Source organism: Clostridium sp. JNZ X4-2 (genome assembly GCF_054889485.1).
In genome coordinates, this window is record NZ_CM142685.1 from 1,674,346 (window position 1) to 1,689,966 (window position 15,621).

The window sequence follows — 15,621 nt, forward strand, 5'->3', positions numbered from 1 at the left end:
TATAATTTAAAGGAGTTCATATGCTAAAAGATGAATTGATATATAAGATAAAAGAGTACATAAGTGAAAACAGGGAATTGAGGAGTCTGGGCATAGATGATAATTATTCCATTAGTTTTCTTGCCCAGGGTGAATATAATATAAACTATGTGTTGGAATATGATGATAAAAAATATGTATTTAGAGTGAATACGGGAAGTCAGTTAGAACTTAAACATCAGATTTTATACGAATTCAATGTACTTAGAAGACTTCACGTAAGTCAGGTAACACCTGAGGTGTATTATGCAGATGATAGAAGGAAATTTTTGAATTATGGAATTTTGATTATGGAATTTTTGAAGGGAAAGCCTTTAAACTATAAAACAGATTTGGAAAAGGCTGCAGATATTTTCAGTAAAATTCATTCCCTGGATTTAAATGAAAAAGATGAGAAAGATTTTATAGTGGAGAATAATATTTTTTCCAGCAGGGTATTGGAATCTAAAAAATGGCTTAAGGATTTTATGGTATCTCCCTTGGTTAAAAAAGAACAAAAACATTTTTTTTATAAATTCTTGCAGCAGGCAGAAAGTAATATTTACAGGGAAAAATATTTTGTGGAGGATAAATGGCATGTAATTAATAATACGGAAGTCAATTCAAATAATTTCATTATAGGAGAAAAAAATAATTATCTTATAGATTGGGAAAAGCCGGTAATAAGTGATCCCTGCCAGGATTTGACACAGTTTTTAGCAAAAACCACCACGCTGTGGAAGTCCTCTTATGTGTTTCATGAAGAAGAAATAAACAGATTTTTTGCTATATATGAAAATAAATTAAAAAAAGGTAAAAAGGATATAAGAGAAAGAGTGCATATGTATGCACCATATTTGTACTTAAGGGCTCTCTCCTGGTGTGCATATGCATGGCTTCAGTATAGAAACCCAGAGAAAGATATAAAAAATGAAGATACTCTAAAAAAAATAGAGGAATACTTAAATCTGGATTTTCTGGAAAGTTTAAAGGTGAATTTATGGTAGATAAATTTATTAAGTTGGATGAAAAGGTTTTGAATGAATTGAAGGATATAAGCGTCAGTTGTATAGAATGTGGCTTGTGTGTAAAAGAATGTGAGATGCTTCAGCACTTTTGTGTAAGTCCTAAATCTTTATTTAAGGATACAGTCCAAAAAAAGAATATGGATGTAAGCATACCTTATTCCTGTAGTATGTGTAAAACCTGCAAATCAGTCTGCCCGAAAAATTTGGATTTAAGCAGCGTATTTATGAATATTAGAAAATATGTAGTGAAGAACAATAAGAAAATCTCCCCTCTGAAAGGCCATAGGTCTGTGCATATGCACCAAAAATTAAGTTTTTCAAGGCTATTTAGCGGGATTTTAGGAAATAAGACCGGTGAAAGGCCTAAGAGACTTTTCATGCCGGGATGCAGTCTTTGTGCCTATAACCCGGTTCTTGTATTTAAAACTTTCGAGTATTTGAAAGAAGATTTTCCTGAAACGGCACTGCTTGTAGAATGTTGTGGAAAGCCTTCTAGAATCATAGGAGAAGAGGAGATTTTCCAAAAAAAAATTAAGAGGTTTAAGGAAATAGTAGATTCTTCAGGTGCCGTAGAGATAATAACGGCTTGCCAATCCTGTTTTTTACTTCTCAAAGAATGTGGATTAACTCAAAATGTAGTTTCACTTTGGAACATACTGGCAGATATTGGTCTGCCACATGGTATAGAGGGTATAGGAAAAGACAGTGATATAGTTTTTTCAATCCAGGATTCCTGCTCTACTAGATACAGAGAGGATATCCAAAATAATATAAGATATATAATGGAGGAACTTGGATATAGAGTAAGAGAAGGGAAGTACTATGGAAAGCATACACACTGCTGTGGCACTGGAGGAATGATTTTCACCACAAACCCGGATATATCCAGGAAGATCATGAGAACTACTGCAGGCTGCAGCAGCACTGATTATATACTTACGTATTGTGCCAGCTGCAGGGAGTCCATGTCAATGGGCGGTAAAAAGTCCCTGCACCTACTGGATTTGATATTTGGAGGCAGGTGGGATTCTAATTGCAAGATACCTGACAATACCAGCCTTTATAGAAATTGGATAAATAGGTATAAAGTTATGAGGGGAGGGCACAAGTTTGAATAAAAAAAGTATTCTGTTAAAAATACTGGTTATTGCTTTAATTGTATCTGCTGTATGGATATGTTTTAAATTTGGTTTATGTCATAAATACAATGCAGCTGGTATAAAAAACTACATTGCTTCTTTTGGAATGCTTGGACCTATAATATATATAATAATGTTTACCCTTGTACCTCTTACACTTTTCCCCAATGCTGTACTTGCACTGGCTAGTGGAATGGCTTTCGGTGTGGTTTATGGTATGATATATACTATCATAGGGGCTGTTCTAGGAGCTGCTTTATCTTTTTATATAGCCAGGTTTTTGGGAAAAGATATGGTGGAGAAACTAGTTAGAGGCAGGGGAAAGTGGTTTGGAGATGGAGTGGAAAAAAAGGGTTTTTTAATAGTGTTTGCATTGAGGTTGATACCCTTAGTACCTTTCGATATAATAAGTTATGGGGCAGGACTTTCTAAAATAAAATTCAAGGATTTTTTGTTGGCTACCGCAATAGGAATAATACCAGGGGTATTTGTCTTTATAAATTTAGGTGATAAGTCACAAAATGCAGGTTCTTTAAATTTTATTTTTGCCCTGGTTCTTCTGGGAATTCTTGTTTTAGTATCTTATTTTATAAAAAATAAGATATCTTTTGATAAACTTCAAGATGATTTATCTGGTAAAGAAGTTGACAACACAAAATAATTTATGGAAAATAAAGATAGGATAAATTCAACTGAGGAGTGAGAAAATGTCAGTTACAGTAGAAAATATTATAAAAGATTTAAATTTAGAAGTTATAAATAAAGGGAATAAAATAACTGAAATAACTGAAAGTGATATAAATAGACCGGGACTTCAATTTAGTGGATTTTACAATTATTATGCCAATAAAAGAGTTCAAATAGTAGGTAAGGCTGAATGGAGTTTCCTAGATGCAATGCAGCCGGAACTCAGAAAAAAAAGACTGGAAAAGTATTTCGAATTTTATAATCCCTGTACTATAGTTACTAGAAATTTGCTGCCGCATAAGGAATTTTTGGAAAGTGCCATTTCGAACAACAGGTGGATACTGAGAACTGACAGCATATCAACAAGATTTATAAATAAACTTATGAATTATCTGGATGATAAACTAGCACCTGAAACCAGGCTACATGGGGTTTTGGTGGATGTATACGGCATTGGTATACTTATAACAGGGGAAAGTGGTATAGGAAAAAGTGAAACTGCACTGGAACTTATAAAAAGAGGGCACAGGCTGGTGGCTGATGATGCAGTGGATATAAAGCAGATAGACGGAGTGCTTCATGGTACTTCACCCTATATCACATCGGGAATGATAGAAGTCAGGGGAATGGGGATAATTGATATTCCTGCACTTTATGGATTGAGTTCTGTACTTAGAACTAAAAATATTAGTCTTGTAATATATCTGGAGCAGTGGAAAAAAGATGAAAATTATGATAGACTTGGTATAGACAAAGAGTATATGAATATTTTAAATATTCCAGTGAGAAAGCTGAAAGTTCCTATAAGACCTGGAAGAAATTTAGCTGTTATAGTGGAGGCTGCGGCGGCAAATTATAGATATAGCCTTATGTCAGATATAACCCCGGTAGATGTAATCAGCAAGAGAATACAGGAGGTGGAAAATAAAAGATCATGCGAATAGATAAGTCCTATATTAGAAAAGCAATTAGGGAGGAAAGAAATAACCTGTCTAAAAGCAAAAGAGAAGAATTAGACAATATAATATTTCAAAAAATTTTATGCAGTAAAGAATACAACAGTGCCAAAAGCTTGTTTATATTTGTAAGTTTTGAAACTGAAGTGGATACTCATAAAATTATAAAGAGGGCCTTGGAGGACGGCAAAAATGTTTCCGTTCCAAAAACAATATCCAGGGAGCAGGGAATGGCAGCAGTGAGGATATCTAACTTTAGTGAATTGAAAAGTGGAGCTTATGGAATACTGGAGCCAGAAAATATAAATTTAAAGGTGGAGGAGTCCTCAATAGATTTGTGCTATATTCCTGGTATTGCCTTTGATAAAAATGGAGGAAGAGTGGGATATGGAGGAGGATATTATGATAGATTTTTAAAAAAAGTAAGAAAAAATTCAAAAAAAATTGCTCTTGCCTACAGCTTTCAGATTTTAGAAATGGTTCCAAGAGAAAAGCATGACATACTTATGGATGGCATTATTTCCGACTGAATTTTAATAAAATATTTTTAAGGGCTTTTGCTCTTTTTTTATTTAAGGTGAATTTTAAAACACTTCCACATAAAGCGGACTTATAAAATGCAATGAATTATTTTTGATTAAATTAACACACTAATATAAACTGAGATCATTTATAAGCGAATTAAAGTTGGTTTTTATTGGTGGTGTTTTTATGAAAGTATTGGATATAGACAATAATTTTCAAGAGATTAATGGAACAATTGACTTTGTAAACGGTCATTATTGGATACTTCTGTATATAGATGAAGTTGAAAAGTTAAATGATTTTATATCTGTAGACAGGGAAACTATAGATGAATGTAAAAGCTTTTCACAGACGTCAAAAATAAATTTTTTTAATGGATACATTTTTATAATATTTAATGTGCTGAATTATATGGAGAAGATAGTGGTATCCAGAGAATTAAATGTCTTTTTAAGCAGAAATTACATAATAACTGTATATAAAGACAAAATTGATATATTGGAAAATCTTATAAAAGATATATATGGTTGGAAAAACTGCTTTGTACTAAAGGATAATCCAAGAGTATGCATACTCCTATACTGTATTTTGGATAGAATAGTTATAAAAAATTACGATATAATATCTGAATTGGAAGTAGAAGCTGATAAAATTGAAATAAATATTTTAAAAAGCCCAAAGCAGGATCAAATAGATAATTTAATAACTTTAAGAAGACAGGTCTATAAAATAAGAAAGTATTTAAGCCCTTTGATTTATATAGGAGACAGCCTTACTATAAATGATAATCTTGTTATTGAAAAGGAAAGCATAAAATATTTTATAGGTTTAGACAGAAAAATAGAAAAACTTATGATTTCTCTTGAAAGTTTAGTTCAGGATCTGGCTTTGGTGAGAGAAGCTTTTGAATCTGAAATAGCAAATAAAACCAATGAACTCATGAAGATTTTTACAGTAATAGCTACTATATTTTTACCCTTGAATCTCATAAGCAGTATTTATGGCACTAACTTAAAGGGAGTACCATTTATGGAAATAGAAAATGGATGCCATTATGTAGTTATATTCATGACTTTCATAGCTATAATTCTTATATGTATATTTAAAAGAAAAAAATGGCTTTAGAGAAGGAGTGTATAAGTCTTTTTAAAAATATTCTAATAAAAAATACAAATGATGATTACATTTTTCAATTTTATGATAAAATATAATTGGTAATAAATGAATAATAAAAATTATTTTTCATATTTCATAATTAAAATATAGACAGGAGAGATGAAAATGTCAAAGGATTTAATCAAAAAATATAATTATGCCTGGGATAAATATTCAAAAAAAGATTTTGAACTGCTTTTTAAATTGTCAGATGAATATAAAGATTTCATGTCCAAATGTAAAACTGAAAGGGAATGTATAGCAGAATTCATATCCCGAGCTAAAAAAAATGGATATAAAAATATACAGAATGTAATAGATAAAAAGGCCTCATTAAATCCAGGAGATAAAGTTTATGCCAATAACAAAGGAAAAACTTTAGCACTTTTTGTAATTGGAAATGAAAGCATGGAAGATGGTATGAGAATACTTGGAGCCCATGTAGATTCTCCAAGACTTGATTTAAAGCAGAACCCACTTTATGAAGATACGGATTTAGCTTTATTTGACACTCATTATTATGGTGGAATAAAAAAGTACCAATGGGTTACTCTTCCTCTTGCCATTCATGGAGTAGTAATAAAGAAAGATGGTACCAAGGTGAACATAGTAGTGGGAGAAAAGGACGATGATCCTGTATTTGGAGTATCCGACTTGTTGATACATCTTGCTTCAGAACAGATGGATAAAAAAGGAAGCAAGGTAATAGAGGGTGAAGATTTAAATTTACTGGTTGGAAGTATTCCAATCAAGGATAAAGATGCTAAAAATAGAGTTAAACAAAATATATTGAAATTATTAAATGAAAAATATAGTATGGAAGAAGAGGATTTTGTATCTGCAGAACTGGAGGTAGTTCCTGCAGGGGCTGCTAGGGATTTTGGACTGGACAGAAGTATGGTTATGGCTTATGGACATGATGACAGGATATGTGCATATACTTCCTTTGAGGCAATGATGAAAATAGAAAAACCTGAGAAAACCTGCGTAACTCTCTTGGTGGATAAAGAGGAAATAGGCAGTGTAGGAGCTACGGGAATGCAGTCAAGGTTTTTTGAAAATACAGTGGCAGAGGTTGTAGCTCTGTGTGGGAAGTACAATGATTTAAAGGTGAGAAGGTCTTTAACCAATTCAAAAATGCTGTCTTCAGATGTAAGTGCCGCTTTTGATCCTAATTATCCTTCTGTTATGGAAAAAAGCAATTCAGCCTATCTGGGAAAAGGGATAGTATTTAATAAATATACTGGAGCCAGGGGAAAATCAGGATGCAATGATGCAAATCCTGAATATATAGCCGAAATAAGAAATATTATGGAAAAAAATGATGTGTGCTGGCAGACGGCAGAACTTGGTAAAGTGGATCAGGGAGGCGGTGGAACCATAGCATATATACTGGCAGAATACAATATGCAGGTTATAGACTGCGGTGTAGCACTTCACAATATGCATGCTCCTTGGGAGGTAGCAAGCAAGGCAGATATATATGAAGCCGTAAAGGGATATAAGGCATTTTTAAAGGAAATATAGCATAAAAAAACAGATATGGTAAAATAATCTGTGTAGTCATATATACCATTACGCAGATTATTTTAATTTAAAGCATTCAGTTTATCTAAAAATATTTTTATTCCATCTTCATCTAAATAAACATCACCTATACTGTGACAATGAGATGAATCATCTCTGCCCTCCCTGGGCAAACCATGAAAATCCGAACCTGCAGTTATTATTTTATTATACTTTCTGGCATATTTTATAAATCTGTCCGTATCATTGGCTCCATTCATAGGGTAAATTGCCTCTATACCGTCAAAGGGAAGCTGGAGTAAAGTTTCTATATTTACACCTTTTATGAGAACGGGATGCGCTAAGACTGCCATGGAATTTAAAGATTTAAGAATTCTTATACCTTCCTGGGTGGTTAGCTTTTTGGTGGGAACAAAAGCAGCACAGGAGTCACCTATAAAATTTGTAAATATATATTTAAAGCTGTAATTATATCCTGAATCTATTATGGCTTGAGCTATATGAGGCCGTGTAATAACATTCTGGGTATTTTCAAGCATCTTTTCATAATTTAATTTTATGTTAAAAAATTTATATAAATTATCAACTATTTTTTTTGCCCTTTCTTTTCTGTATACATTCATTTCCGTTAAAAAATTTTTAAATTTAGGGGATATATTAGAAATTTCTTTAAAATAGCCTAATACATGAATGCTTTTTCCCTCATATAAAGTGGATAGTTCTATACCCGGAATAATTTTAAGCCCTGTTTTTTTACCCATATCTAAAGCTTCATCCATGGCTGATACTGTGTCATGGTCTGTTATGGCAATTATATCCATACCCTTTCTGCCGGCCATTTCAACTACTTTACCAGGGGATAATCTTCCATCGGATGCAGTGGTATGCAAATGGAAATCTCCTTTTTTATACAATAATATCACCTGCTTATACTTATTTTAATTATACCTATTATACTCCAAGCAATTTGTAATTTACAATAAAAAATTGAAAGTATATATGTACAGAAGAGAAATATTTTTTATATGCTTATACAATATAAAAAATAAGATCTTATATAAAGGTTTCTAATTATGTAAATAGTTATCTTATTTTCATGTAATTTTATAGAGTAATAATTTTTATATGGAGCAAACTTATAAATGTAATACAAAAACAACAATATATAAAACAAGGAGGAATTAATTATGGCAAGTAACAGAGGAAATAAAGTTTTAGTTCCCCAGGCTAAGGAAGCTTTAAACAGGTTTAAAATGGAGTCAGCTAGAGAAGTAGGAGTAAATTTAAAAGAAGGATACAATGGGGATCTTACATCAAGAGAAGCAGGCTCAGTAGGCGGAAACATGGTTAAAAAAATGATTGAGGCTTATGAGCAGGGTTTAAAATAGAATAATATATAAAATGAAAATAAATTAGAGCCAGATGAATATCATCTGGCTCTTTAGTACAGAATTATTTAATAAATATGAATATATAAGTAAAAATGCTATGACTGATTATTTCCTTTGAAGATTTCTAGCAGTTTTAAGCAAGGCTGTAAAAAAGATAAAAATACCATATATATTAGATATTTTATAATTATTCAATTAAAAGTTTTATTATTTTTAAATATTTTTTAGATATTAGGTAAAACTATATTTGCATAAATAATATTTTATTGAAAAGGAGTGACTTCTGTGGGTGATGATACAAAAAGAGAACCGGAAAGATCCAATATAGGCAGTTATATACTGAGATTTATTTTAACATTAATTGTGCTTGCAATAACATCCTTTTTGACACCTGGTTTCAGAATAATTGGATTGTGGTCTTATTTAGCAGCAGCAGTTGTAATAAGCTTAATAGATTATTTGGTAGAAAGGTTTATGGGGGTGGATGCATCTCCCTTTGGAAAAGGAATAAAAGGATTTATAATTGCAGCTATAATACTTTATATAACTCAATTCTTGGTTCCTAACATGAGGGTATCTTTAATAGGGGCTATTTTAGCAGCAATAGTTATTGGTATATTGGATGCTGTAATCCCGGGAAGAGTTATGTAAAAGAATTTCAATTTTGAAAATAAATTAATTGTAGTGAGTAGTAAATAATTTATGAAGGCTGCTGGGAATTTACCAGCAGCTATTAAATTTTCATTGATAATTTCTTTTAAAGTTTGTTATAATTAAAATGTAATATATACTATTTTTTTAAATTTTTGCAGTTTGTTTTGGACAAACTATTGTAATAATGATTTTTAGGAGGCAATTTTATAAGATGTTTGATTGGAAAGATGAATACAGTTGTGGAATTAGGAGAATAGACGATGAACATAAAAGGTTGTTTGAAATAGGAAGATCTATATATGATTTAGCTATAAATGAAAATCGAGCAGATTATTTTGGAGAAATATTAAATTTAGTTGATGATCTGAAAGAATATACAGTTTATCATTTTGAGGATGAAGAGAAAATAATGGAGATGTACGATTACCCAGGATATAGGGAACAAAAAAAGGTACATGATAAATTTATAGAAAAAATTCAAAGTCTGGATTTAGAAGAAATTGATGAAAATAAACGGGAGGCGGTATTAAAGCTTTTGGATTTTGTATATAATTGGATAACAGGTCATATAATAGGTATGGATTTAAAAATCAAAGATTATTTTCAAAGTCTAAAGCTAAGCCAATTTACGAAAAAAGAAGAGAGGTAGAAGTTTGAATTTTATACAAAAAATTTATTCCAGGAGAAGAGATCATTATCATAAACTTATAGAAAATCAAAAAAATACTGTTTTGATTATAAGCAGGTTGAGGTTTATAATATTTTTATTTGGCATGGGTTTTGTAATATTTTTTTATATAAAAAAATATTATTATATGAGTTTTAGTGTCTTTTTAGCTTCATCTATATTGTTTCTATTTGTTGTAGCAACTCATGAAAAGCTTAGAAAACGTATGAATTTTACAGAAAAACTGTGGGGGGTAAATGATGATTCCTTAAGCAGAGCTGAAGGAGACTGGAGAAAATTCACTAAAGATGGAGAGGAGTTTAAGGATAAAAATCACAATTATTCTTTAGATTTGGATCTGTTTGGGAAGGGTTCTTTATTTCAGTGGATAAGTTGCTGCAGCACGTATGTTGGAAAGAAAAACTTAAAAAATGTGATTTTAGGTGACATAGGAAATGAAAAAGATATAAGGAACCGTCAGAATGCAATTTTGGAATTGCAGCGTAAGTTGAAATGGAGACAGCATTTTCAAGCTGAAGCTTCCTTTGTAAAAAATGAGGGAAAAAGTATTTTAGAACTAAAAGATATACTGAAAGCAAAAAATTCCTTTTATAAAAATAAATATATAATAGTTTTATTTAAGATACTACCTGTTGTAACTATATTATCTTTAATCATGAGTTTCGTATTCCATTTATTTGAAAATTATATAGGGTATATAGCAGTTATAATACAGATTATTTTACTTATACCAGGAGCCAAAGATAGGTTTAACACTTTAAGCAAAGTGTCAGAAATTAAATACAGTATAACAGCATATGAGAAGATTATACATATGATATGCAGAGAAAAGTTTGAATGTACTTATTTAAATTCTTTAAAACAAATACTTTTTAAGGGGGAAAAAACCTCCGTTAATGCTGAGAAGGAGATATATGACCTGAATAAAATTGCAGGTAATATATCACAACGTCAAAATATGCTGTATATTGTATTGAATATATTTCTATTGTGGGATTATCAATGTATGTTTGCTTTTGAAAAGTGGAAGCAAAAAAATGGGAAACTAATTTATGACTGGATTGAAGTAGTGGGAAAATTTGAAATGCTGAATAGTTTTGCAATTATAGCTTTTGATCATCCAGATTGGGTTATCCCTGAGATTTTGGATATTCCTCTTGTGTTCAAGGCAGACTCCATGGCACATCCTCTTCTTGGGGAAAGAGCAGTATGCAATGATTTGACTTTAAAAAAGCCTTCAGGTATAGTGCTTATTACAGGATCAAATATGTCGGGAAAGAGCACTCTTTTGAGAACTGCAGGTATAAACTTGGTTCTGGCATACGCAGGTGCTCCGGTTTATGCAAAAAAGTTCAGCTGTTCTATAATGAGAATTTATACCTGTATGAGGATAAGTGATAACCTGGAAGAAAACATTTCTTCTTTTTATGGTGAAATACTTAGAATAAAACAAATTGTAGAAGCTTGCAGCAGAGGAGAACAGATATTTTTCCTTTTGGATGAGATATTCAAGGGTACTAATTCCATTGACAGACACCTGGGAGCTAAAATTTTAATAAAAAATTTAGAAGCTGCAAAAACCTGTGGAATGGTATCTACCCATGATTTAGAATTAGCTGAAATGGAAAATGAGAGCGGCGGCAGAATAAAAAATTATCATTTCAAAGAATTTTATGAAGATGGGAAAATTAGATTTGATTATAAACTTAGATCAGGAGTTTCAAGTACTAGAAATGCACTTTATTTAATGAAAATGGCAGGTATAGATGCAGGGATATCACTGTAGCAGTGATATCCCTCCCATTGCATTCTAAAATATTAAAATTGTTCTACGAATAACTCAAAATATGATTGAGGATGTGCACAGGCAGGACAAACTTTAGGTGCAGATGTTCCTTCATAGATATATCCGCAATTATTGCATTTCCATTTATATACCTTGTCTTTTTTAAATACAGTATCATCTTCTACGTTTTTAAGTAAAGCCAGGTATCTTTCTTCATGATGTTTTTCCACTTCAGCTATTTTTCTGAAAACAGTTGCTATAGTGTGAAAGCCCTCTTTATCTGCTGTGTCGGCAAATGAAGGATATAGCTGGGACCATTCTTCATTTTCTCCATTTGCTGCTGCCTTGAGAATAGTTTTAGTGTCTCCTAGTGCAACTGGATAAGAAGCGTTTATCTCTACAGCTTGACCCTGTAAATCTTCATTTAAAAATTTAAAAAATCTCTTGGCATGTTCTTTTTCATTTTCAGCAGTTTCTAAAAATATATTTGAAATTTGAACATAACCTTCTTTTTTTGCAGTAGACGAATAATAAGTGTATCTGTTTCTTGCCTGAGATTCTCCTGCAAAAGCTTTCATTAAGTTTTCAGCGGTTTTTGTACCCTTTAAAGATGTCATAAAAATTACCTCCTGATAAATAATATAGTTTAATACTTTGTTCTATATAATATAATATATTAATTTCAGCATATATTCAATATAATTTTAACAAGATAATTGAGAAACATGAATATATAGCTTATTGTAAAGGGTTAAAAAATCAGGGTTAACGCATGAGTAAACAAAGTGTTAAAATGCCTAAAATAGTAAGTTTGGAGCTTCTTTTAAACATATTATTGTGGTATTATAAATCATATAAATTTATATGAGGTAAAATACCATGGTAAAACGTAAAATGTTAACACATTATTTTGGACTTATAACAGATCAAAGACAGGATACAAAAATTAAACATAACCTAACATCAATATTATTCATAGCTGTAGTTGCAACATTAGCAAATTGTGACAGCTGGGTGGCTATAGAAGATTTTGCAAACGACAGGATCGATTTCTTCAAAAAATATCTGACTTTGCCATATGGGATACCTTCTCATGATACCTTGCAAAGAGTTTTTGAATGGATTGACCCAAAAGAATTTAGAAGTAGTTTTATGAAATGGATAGAAGAAATATCAGCAAGTTTGAATGGATCTATTATAGCGATTGATGGAAAGACTGTATGCGGAGCACGTAATATAGCTGAAGAAAAATCAGCAATACATATAGTAAGTGCATGGGCAAGTAAATATAGAATAGTTATAGGACAGGTAAAAACTGCCGAAAAAAGTAATGAAATTACGGCTATTCCAGAACTTCTAAAATTACTAGATATTAATGGATGTATTGTAACTACTGATGCAATGGGATGTCAGAAAGATATAGTAAAAGCGATAGTGGATAAGAATTCTGATTATGTGCTTGCACTAAAAGGAAACCAGAAGCTTTTTTATGAAGAAGTTAAAGAATATTTAGATGATGCAGTAGAAACGGGCTTTAAAGGTATTCCATACAATTATACAATGACAGTAGATAAGGGACATGGAAGAAATGAAGTACGAAAATACTACATTACAGAAAGTATAGATTGGCTCAGTACACGCAGTGAATGGAAAAGTTTAAAAAGTATAGGAATAGCTGTACGAAAGAGTGAAGAAAAAGGGAAAATAACAATAGAGAAAAGATACTATATAAGTTCTCTACCGGCTGATGCTGTAAAATTTTCAAATGCTGTGCGTAAGCACTGGGGAATTGAAAGTATGCATTGGGTACTTGATGTAGTGTTTAATGAAGATTCTAACAGGACAAGAAAGGAACACAGTCCAGAGAATCTATCATTACTTAGGAAGTTTGCACTTAATATACTTAGAAATATAGAAACAGAAAAACCTATGAGTGGCCCAAGGAAAAGGGCTAAAGCAATGACAAATGAAGATTTTCTTGATTCAATTGTAAAGCATACATTTTTGGCTTGATAAAATAGGGCTTATTTTTGATGTCACGGGATATATCCAATAACAAGGACTATCTGGTTAATTAAAAAAAAGCTATTGGTTCATACCACCATATGTGAAAATTTAGCAATGATAGAATTTATTCCAGAGTTTATCTGGGACATAAGAGATTATAACTTTTCATGCGTTTGCCCTGGTTAAAAAATAAAAATATATTGACTAATTTTAAATTTTAGTTCATAATGTTTATTATAAGTGAATAACTGAGGTAGAGGTGCGAAATTTAAGAGTAAAGCTGTGGAGTTAAGCACGGTGAAGCAGCTTGAAAGGAAATTTTGCCGAAGTATTCAGCTAATGTTTTAATGCTGAATAACTGGATTTGTACAGAATATGTACAAAGCTGTCACAATATTTTAGTTTGTGGAGAGCTATCATTCATTGTAGGATTAATATTTTTTTTATATTTATTACCTTGAGTGTACTCTCAAGGTAATTTTTATGCTCATCTTAGTTAGTTCACTTATGGGAACTTAAAAACCCATAAGGAGGAAGAAAAATGCAAAATGTAGCAAAGCAAAGTAATGAAAACGCGTATAAACTTAAAAGAGGACTTAAAGCAAGGCATTTAAATATGATTGCCATGGGAGGAGCTATTGGAACAGGTATATTTTTGGCATTGGGCGCCACTATCAATCAGGCAGGCCCAGGAGGTGCATTGGTAGCTTATGGCTGCATAGGAGTTATGGTATATTTTTTAATGACCAGTTTAGGAGAAATGGCTACTTATATGCCGGATTCAGGTTCTTTCGGCACCTATGCCAGTAAATTCGTGGATCCGGCTTTAGGTTTTGCATTGGGATGGAACTATTGGTATAATTGGGCCATAACTGTGGCAGCTGAGATGGTAGCAGGAGCTCTTATAATGAAATACTGGTTTCCAGGTGTACCTGCTATTATATGGAGCATATGTTTTTTGGGTTTAATAGTTGGACTTAATTTATTATCTGCAAAAGCTTATGGAGAGTCGGAATTTTGGTTTGCAGGTATTAAGGTTTTAACGGTTATTGTATTTTTATTAGTTGGTATAGCAACCATTTTGGGTATATTTAATGGAAAACCGGTTGGACTGAAAAATTTTACAGTTGGAGAAGCTCCTTTTGTAGGAGGATTCAAATCTATATTTCTGGTATTTTTAATTGCAGGTTTTTCCTTCCAAGGTACAGAACTTGTAGGTATAGCAGCAGGGGAAAGTGAAAATCCGGAGAAAACTATACCAAAGGCAATTAATACTATATTTTGGAGAATATTATTATTTTATATAGGTACAATATTTGTAGTAGGAGCCTTAATTCCATATATGAATGCAGGTGTTAATACAAGTCCCTTTACTATGGTATTTAAAAGAGCCGGTGTGGCAGGAGCAGCTTCTCTTATGAATGCCATTATATTGACTTCAGTATTGTCTGCAGGAAATTCTGGAATGTATGCTTCCAGCAGAATGTTATATTCCATGGCTAAGGATAAAAAGGCCCCTGCCTGGCTGGGCAAGGTTAATTCAAGGGGAGTTCCTGTAAATTCACTGATATTGACTACAATAGTGGCATCTGCCTGTTTCCTTACAGGGCTTTATGCGGAAACTACAGTTTATGTGTGGCTGGTAGCAGCTTCAGGACTGGCAGGATTTGTAGCCTGGCTGGGAATAGCACTTTGTCACTATCGTTTTAGAAAGGCTTATGTTGCTCAAAAACGTGATTTTAGCAAATTGAAATATAAGGCTAAATTATTTCCGCTGGGACCCATAATAGCACTGGCACTTTGTATTATAGTTATTTTGGGACAGGGTATTACTTATTTTGAAGCCAGTAAAATAGATTGGAGCGGAGTGATTTCATCTTATATAGGTCTTCCGTTATTCGGAGGATTGTGGTTGTGGTATAAGAAAAAATATCACACTGCTGTGATAAAATTGGAAAAGGTGGATTTTGACAGTATTGAAAATGATATGAAGTCCTTAAAATAATATGGTAAAAATTGAATTGTCAGAGAGAAAAATTCTTACTCGCTGACAATTTTTA

The 15,621-nt window shown here is 32.0% G+C and carries 15 protein-coding genes and 1 riboswitch; of the genes, 13 read left to right on the forward strand and 2 right to left on the reverse strand.

The annotated features are described in order from the left end of the window. Positions 1-20: 20 nt before the first annotated feature. From ACYUJ6_RS08105 to ACYUJ6_RS08135, 7 genes are all read left to right on the forward strand, one after another. Positions 21-1,025 carry a phosphotransferase gene (locus ACYUJ6_RS08105; RefSeq protein WP_461845304.1) on the forward strand — a complete coding sequence of 335 codons (1,005 nt, stop codon included), beginning with the start codon at positions 21-23 and terminating at the stop codon, positions 1,023-1,025. Further along, positions 1,019-2,164, forward strand: a complete 1,146-nt coding sequence (locus ACYUJ6_RS08110; protein ID WP_461845305.1) for a heterodisulfide reductase-related iron-sulfur binding cluster — start codon at positions 1,019-1,021, stop codon at positions 2,162-2,164. Before ACYUJ6_RS08105 ends, ACYUJ6_RS08110 begins: the two co-directional genes overlap by 7 nt. Continuing rightward, complete coding sequence (locus ACYUJ6_RS08115) at positions 2,157-2,846, forward strand: TVP38/TMEM64 family protein (protein ID WP_461845306.1); 690 nt, start codon at positions 2,157-2,159, stop codon at positions 2,844-2,846. The genes ACYUJ6_RS08110 and ACYUJ6_RS08115 overlap by 8 nt, the downstream gene beginning before the upstream one ends. Before the next feature lie 46 nt (positions 2,847-2,892). Then, complete coding sequence (hprK, locus tag ACYUJ6_RS08120) at positions 2,893-3,816, forward strand: HPr(Ser) kinase/phosphatase (RefSeq protein ID WP_461845307.1); 924 nt, start codon at positions 2,893-2,895, stop codon at positions 3,814-3,816. Further along, complete coding sequence (locus tag ACYUJ6_RS08125) at positions 3,807-4,358, forward strand: 5-formyltetrahydrofolate cyclo-ligase (protein WP_461845308.1); 552 nt, start codon at positions 3,807-3,809, stop codon at positions 4,356-4,358. The genes hprK and ACYUJ6_RS08125 overlap by 10 nt, the downstream gene beginning before the upstream one ends. Positions 4,359-4,539: 181 nt before the next feature. Further along, positions 4,540-5,478 carry a magnesium transporter CorA family protein gene (locus tag ACYUJ6_RS08130; protein ID WP_461845309.1) on the forward strand — a complete coding sequence of 313 codons (939 nt, stop codon included), beginning with the start codon at positions 4,540-4,542 and terminating at the stop codon, positions 5,476-5,478. Between the two features lie 156 nt (positions 5,479-5,634). Then, entirely contained in the window at positions 5,635-7,035 is a 1,401-nt protein-coding gene (locus ACYUJ6_RS08135; RefSeq protein ID WP_461845310.1) for an aminopeptidase, read from the forward strand. 62 nt (positions 7,036-7,097) lie between these two features. Here ACYUJ6_RS08135 and ACYUJ6_RS08140 read toward each other — a convergent pair whose 3' ends face one another. Then, on the reverse strand, positions 7,098-7,949 hold the full coding sequence (locus ACYUJ6_RS08140; RefSeq protein ID WP_461845311.1) for a PHP domain-containing protein: 852 nt from the start codon (positions 7,947-7,949) through the stop codon (positions 7,098-7,100). 273 nt (positions 7,950-8,222) lie between these two features. Here ACYUJ6_RS08140 and ACYUJ6_RS08145 point away from each other — a divergent pair, with 273 nt between their 5' ends. From ACYUJ6_RS08145 to ACYUJ6_RS08160, 4 genes are all read left to right on the forward strand, one after another. Then, positions 8,223-8,423, forward strand: a complete 201-nt coding sequence (locus ACYUJ6_RS08145) for an alpha/beta-type small acid-soluble spore protein (protein WP_461845312.1) — start codon at positions 8,223-8,225, stop codon at positions 8,421-8,423. Positions 8,424-8,711: 288 nt separating this feature from the next. After that, complete coding sequence (locus ACYUJ6_RS08150; protein ID WP_461845313.1) at positions 8,712-9,077, forward strand: phage holin family protein; 366 nt, start codon at positions 8,712-8,714, stop codon at positions 9,075-9,077. Positions 9,078-9,291: 214 nt separating this feature from the next. Further along, the gene (locus ACYUJ6_RS08155) at positions 9,292-9,729 is read left to right on the forward strand and encodes a bacteriohemerythrin (RefSeq protein ID WP_461845314.1); all 438 of its coding nucleotides are present in this window, start codon (positions 9,292-9,294) and stop codon (positions 9,727-9,729) included. Positions 9,730-9,733: 4 nt separating this feature from the next. Then, positions 9,734-11,554: a MutS-related protein gene (locus ACYUJ6_RS08160; RefSeq protein WP_461845315.1), complete on the forward strand. Its 1,821-nt coding sequence runs from the start codon at positions 9,734-9,736 to the stop codon at positions 11,552-11,554. A 32-nt stretch (positions 11,555-11,586) separates the two neighbouring features. Here ACYUJ6_RS08160 and rbr read toward each other — a convergent pair whose 3' ends face one another. Further along, positions 11,587-12,171 (reverse strand): rubrerythrin, encoded by a 585-nt coding sequence (rbr, locus tag ACYUJ6_RS08165; RefSeq protein ID WP_461845316.1) that lies wholly within the window; start codon positions 12,169-12,171, stop codon positions 11,587-11,589. 262 nt (positions 12,172-12,433) lie between these two features. Here rbr and ACYUJ6_RS08170 point away from each other — a divergent pair, with 262 nt between their 5' ends. Then, positions 12,434-13,567 carry an ISAs1 family transposase gene (locus ACYUJ6_RS08170; RefSeq protein WP_461842474.1) on the forward strand — a complete coding sequence of 378 codons (1,134 nt, stop codon included), beginning with the start codon at positions 12,434-12,436 and terminating at the stop codon, positions 13,565-13,567. 240 nt (positions 13,568-13,807) lie between these two features. Further along, positions 13,808-13,985: riboswitch (Lysine riboswitch) on the forward strand. A gap of 117 nt (positions 13,986-14,102) precedes the next feature. Further along, positions 14,103-15,566 (forward strand): amino acid permease, encoded by a 1,464-nt coding sequence (locus tag ACYUJ6_RS08175; protein WP_461845317.1) that lies wholly within the window; start codon positions 14,103-14,105, stop codon positions 15,564-15,566. Positions 15,567-15,621 lie beyond the last annotated feature (55 nt).

What these genes read in the sequence shown, in the direction of transcription:
- ACYUJ6_RS08105 (WP_461845304.1), top strand. Translation starts at nt 21, where the DNA reads ATGCTAAAAGATGAATTGATATATAAGATAAAAGAGTACATAAGTGAA.
- ACYUJ6_RS08110 (WP_461845305.1), top strand. Translation starts at nt 1,019, where the DNA reads ATGGTAGATAAATTTATTAAGTTGGATGAAAAGGTTTTGAATGAATTG.
- hprK (WP_461845307.1), top strand. Translation starts at nt 2,893, where the DNA reads ATGTCAGTTACAGTAGAAAATATTATAAAAGATTTAAATTTAGAAGTT.
- ACYUJ6_RS08125 (WP_461845308.1), top strand. Translation starts at nt 3,807, where the DNA reads ATGCGAATAGATAAGTCCTATATTAGAAAAGCAATTAGGGAGGAAAGA.
- ACYUJ6_RS08130 (WP_461845309.1), top strand. Translation starts at nt 4,540, where the DNA reads ATGAAAGTATTGGATATAGACAATAATTTTCAAGAGATTAATGGAACA.
- ACYUJ6_RS08135 (WP_461845310.1), top strand. Translation starts at nt 5,635, where the DNA reads ATGTCAAAGGATTTAATCAAAAAATATAATTATGCCTGGGATAAATAT.
- ACYUJ6_RS08145 (WP_461845312.1), top strand. Translation starts at nt 8,223, where the DNA reads ATGGCAAGTAACAGAGGAAATAAAGTTTTAGTTCCCCAGGCTAAGGAA.
- ACYUJ6_RS08155 (WP_461845314.1), top strand. Translation starts at nt 9,292, where the DNA reads ATGTTTGATTGGAAAGATGAATACAGTTGTGGAATTAGGAGAATAGAC.
- rbr (WP_461845316.1), bottom strand. Translation starts at nt 12,171, where the DNA reads ATGACATCTTTAAAGGGTACAAAAACCGCTGAAAACTTAATGAAAGCT.
- ACYUJ6_RS08170 (WP_461842474.1), top strand. Translation starts at nt 12,434, where the DNA reads ATGGTAAAACGTAAAATGTTAACACATTATTTTGGACTTATAACAGAT.
- ACYUJ6_RS08175 (WP_461845317.1), top strand. Translation starts at nt 14,103, where the DNA reads ATGCAAAATGTAGCAAAGCAAAGTAATGAAAACGCGTATAAACTTAAA.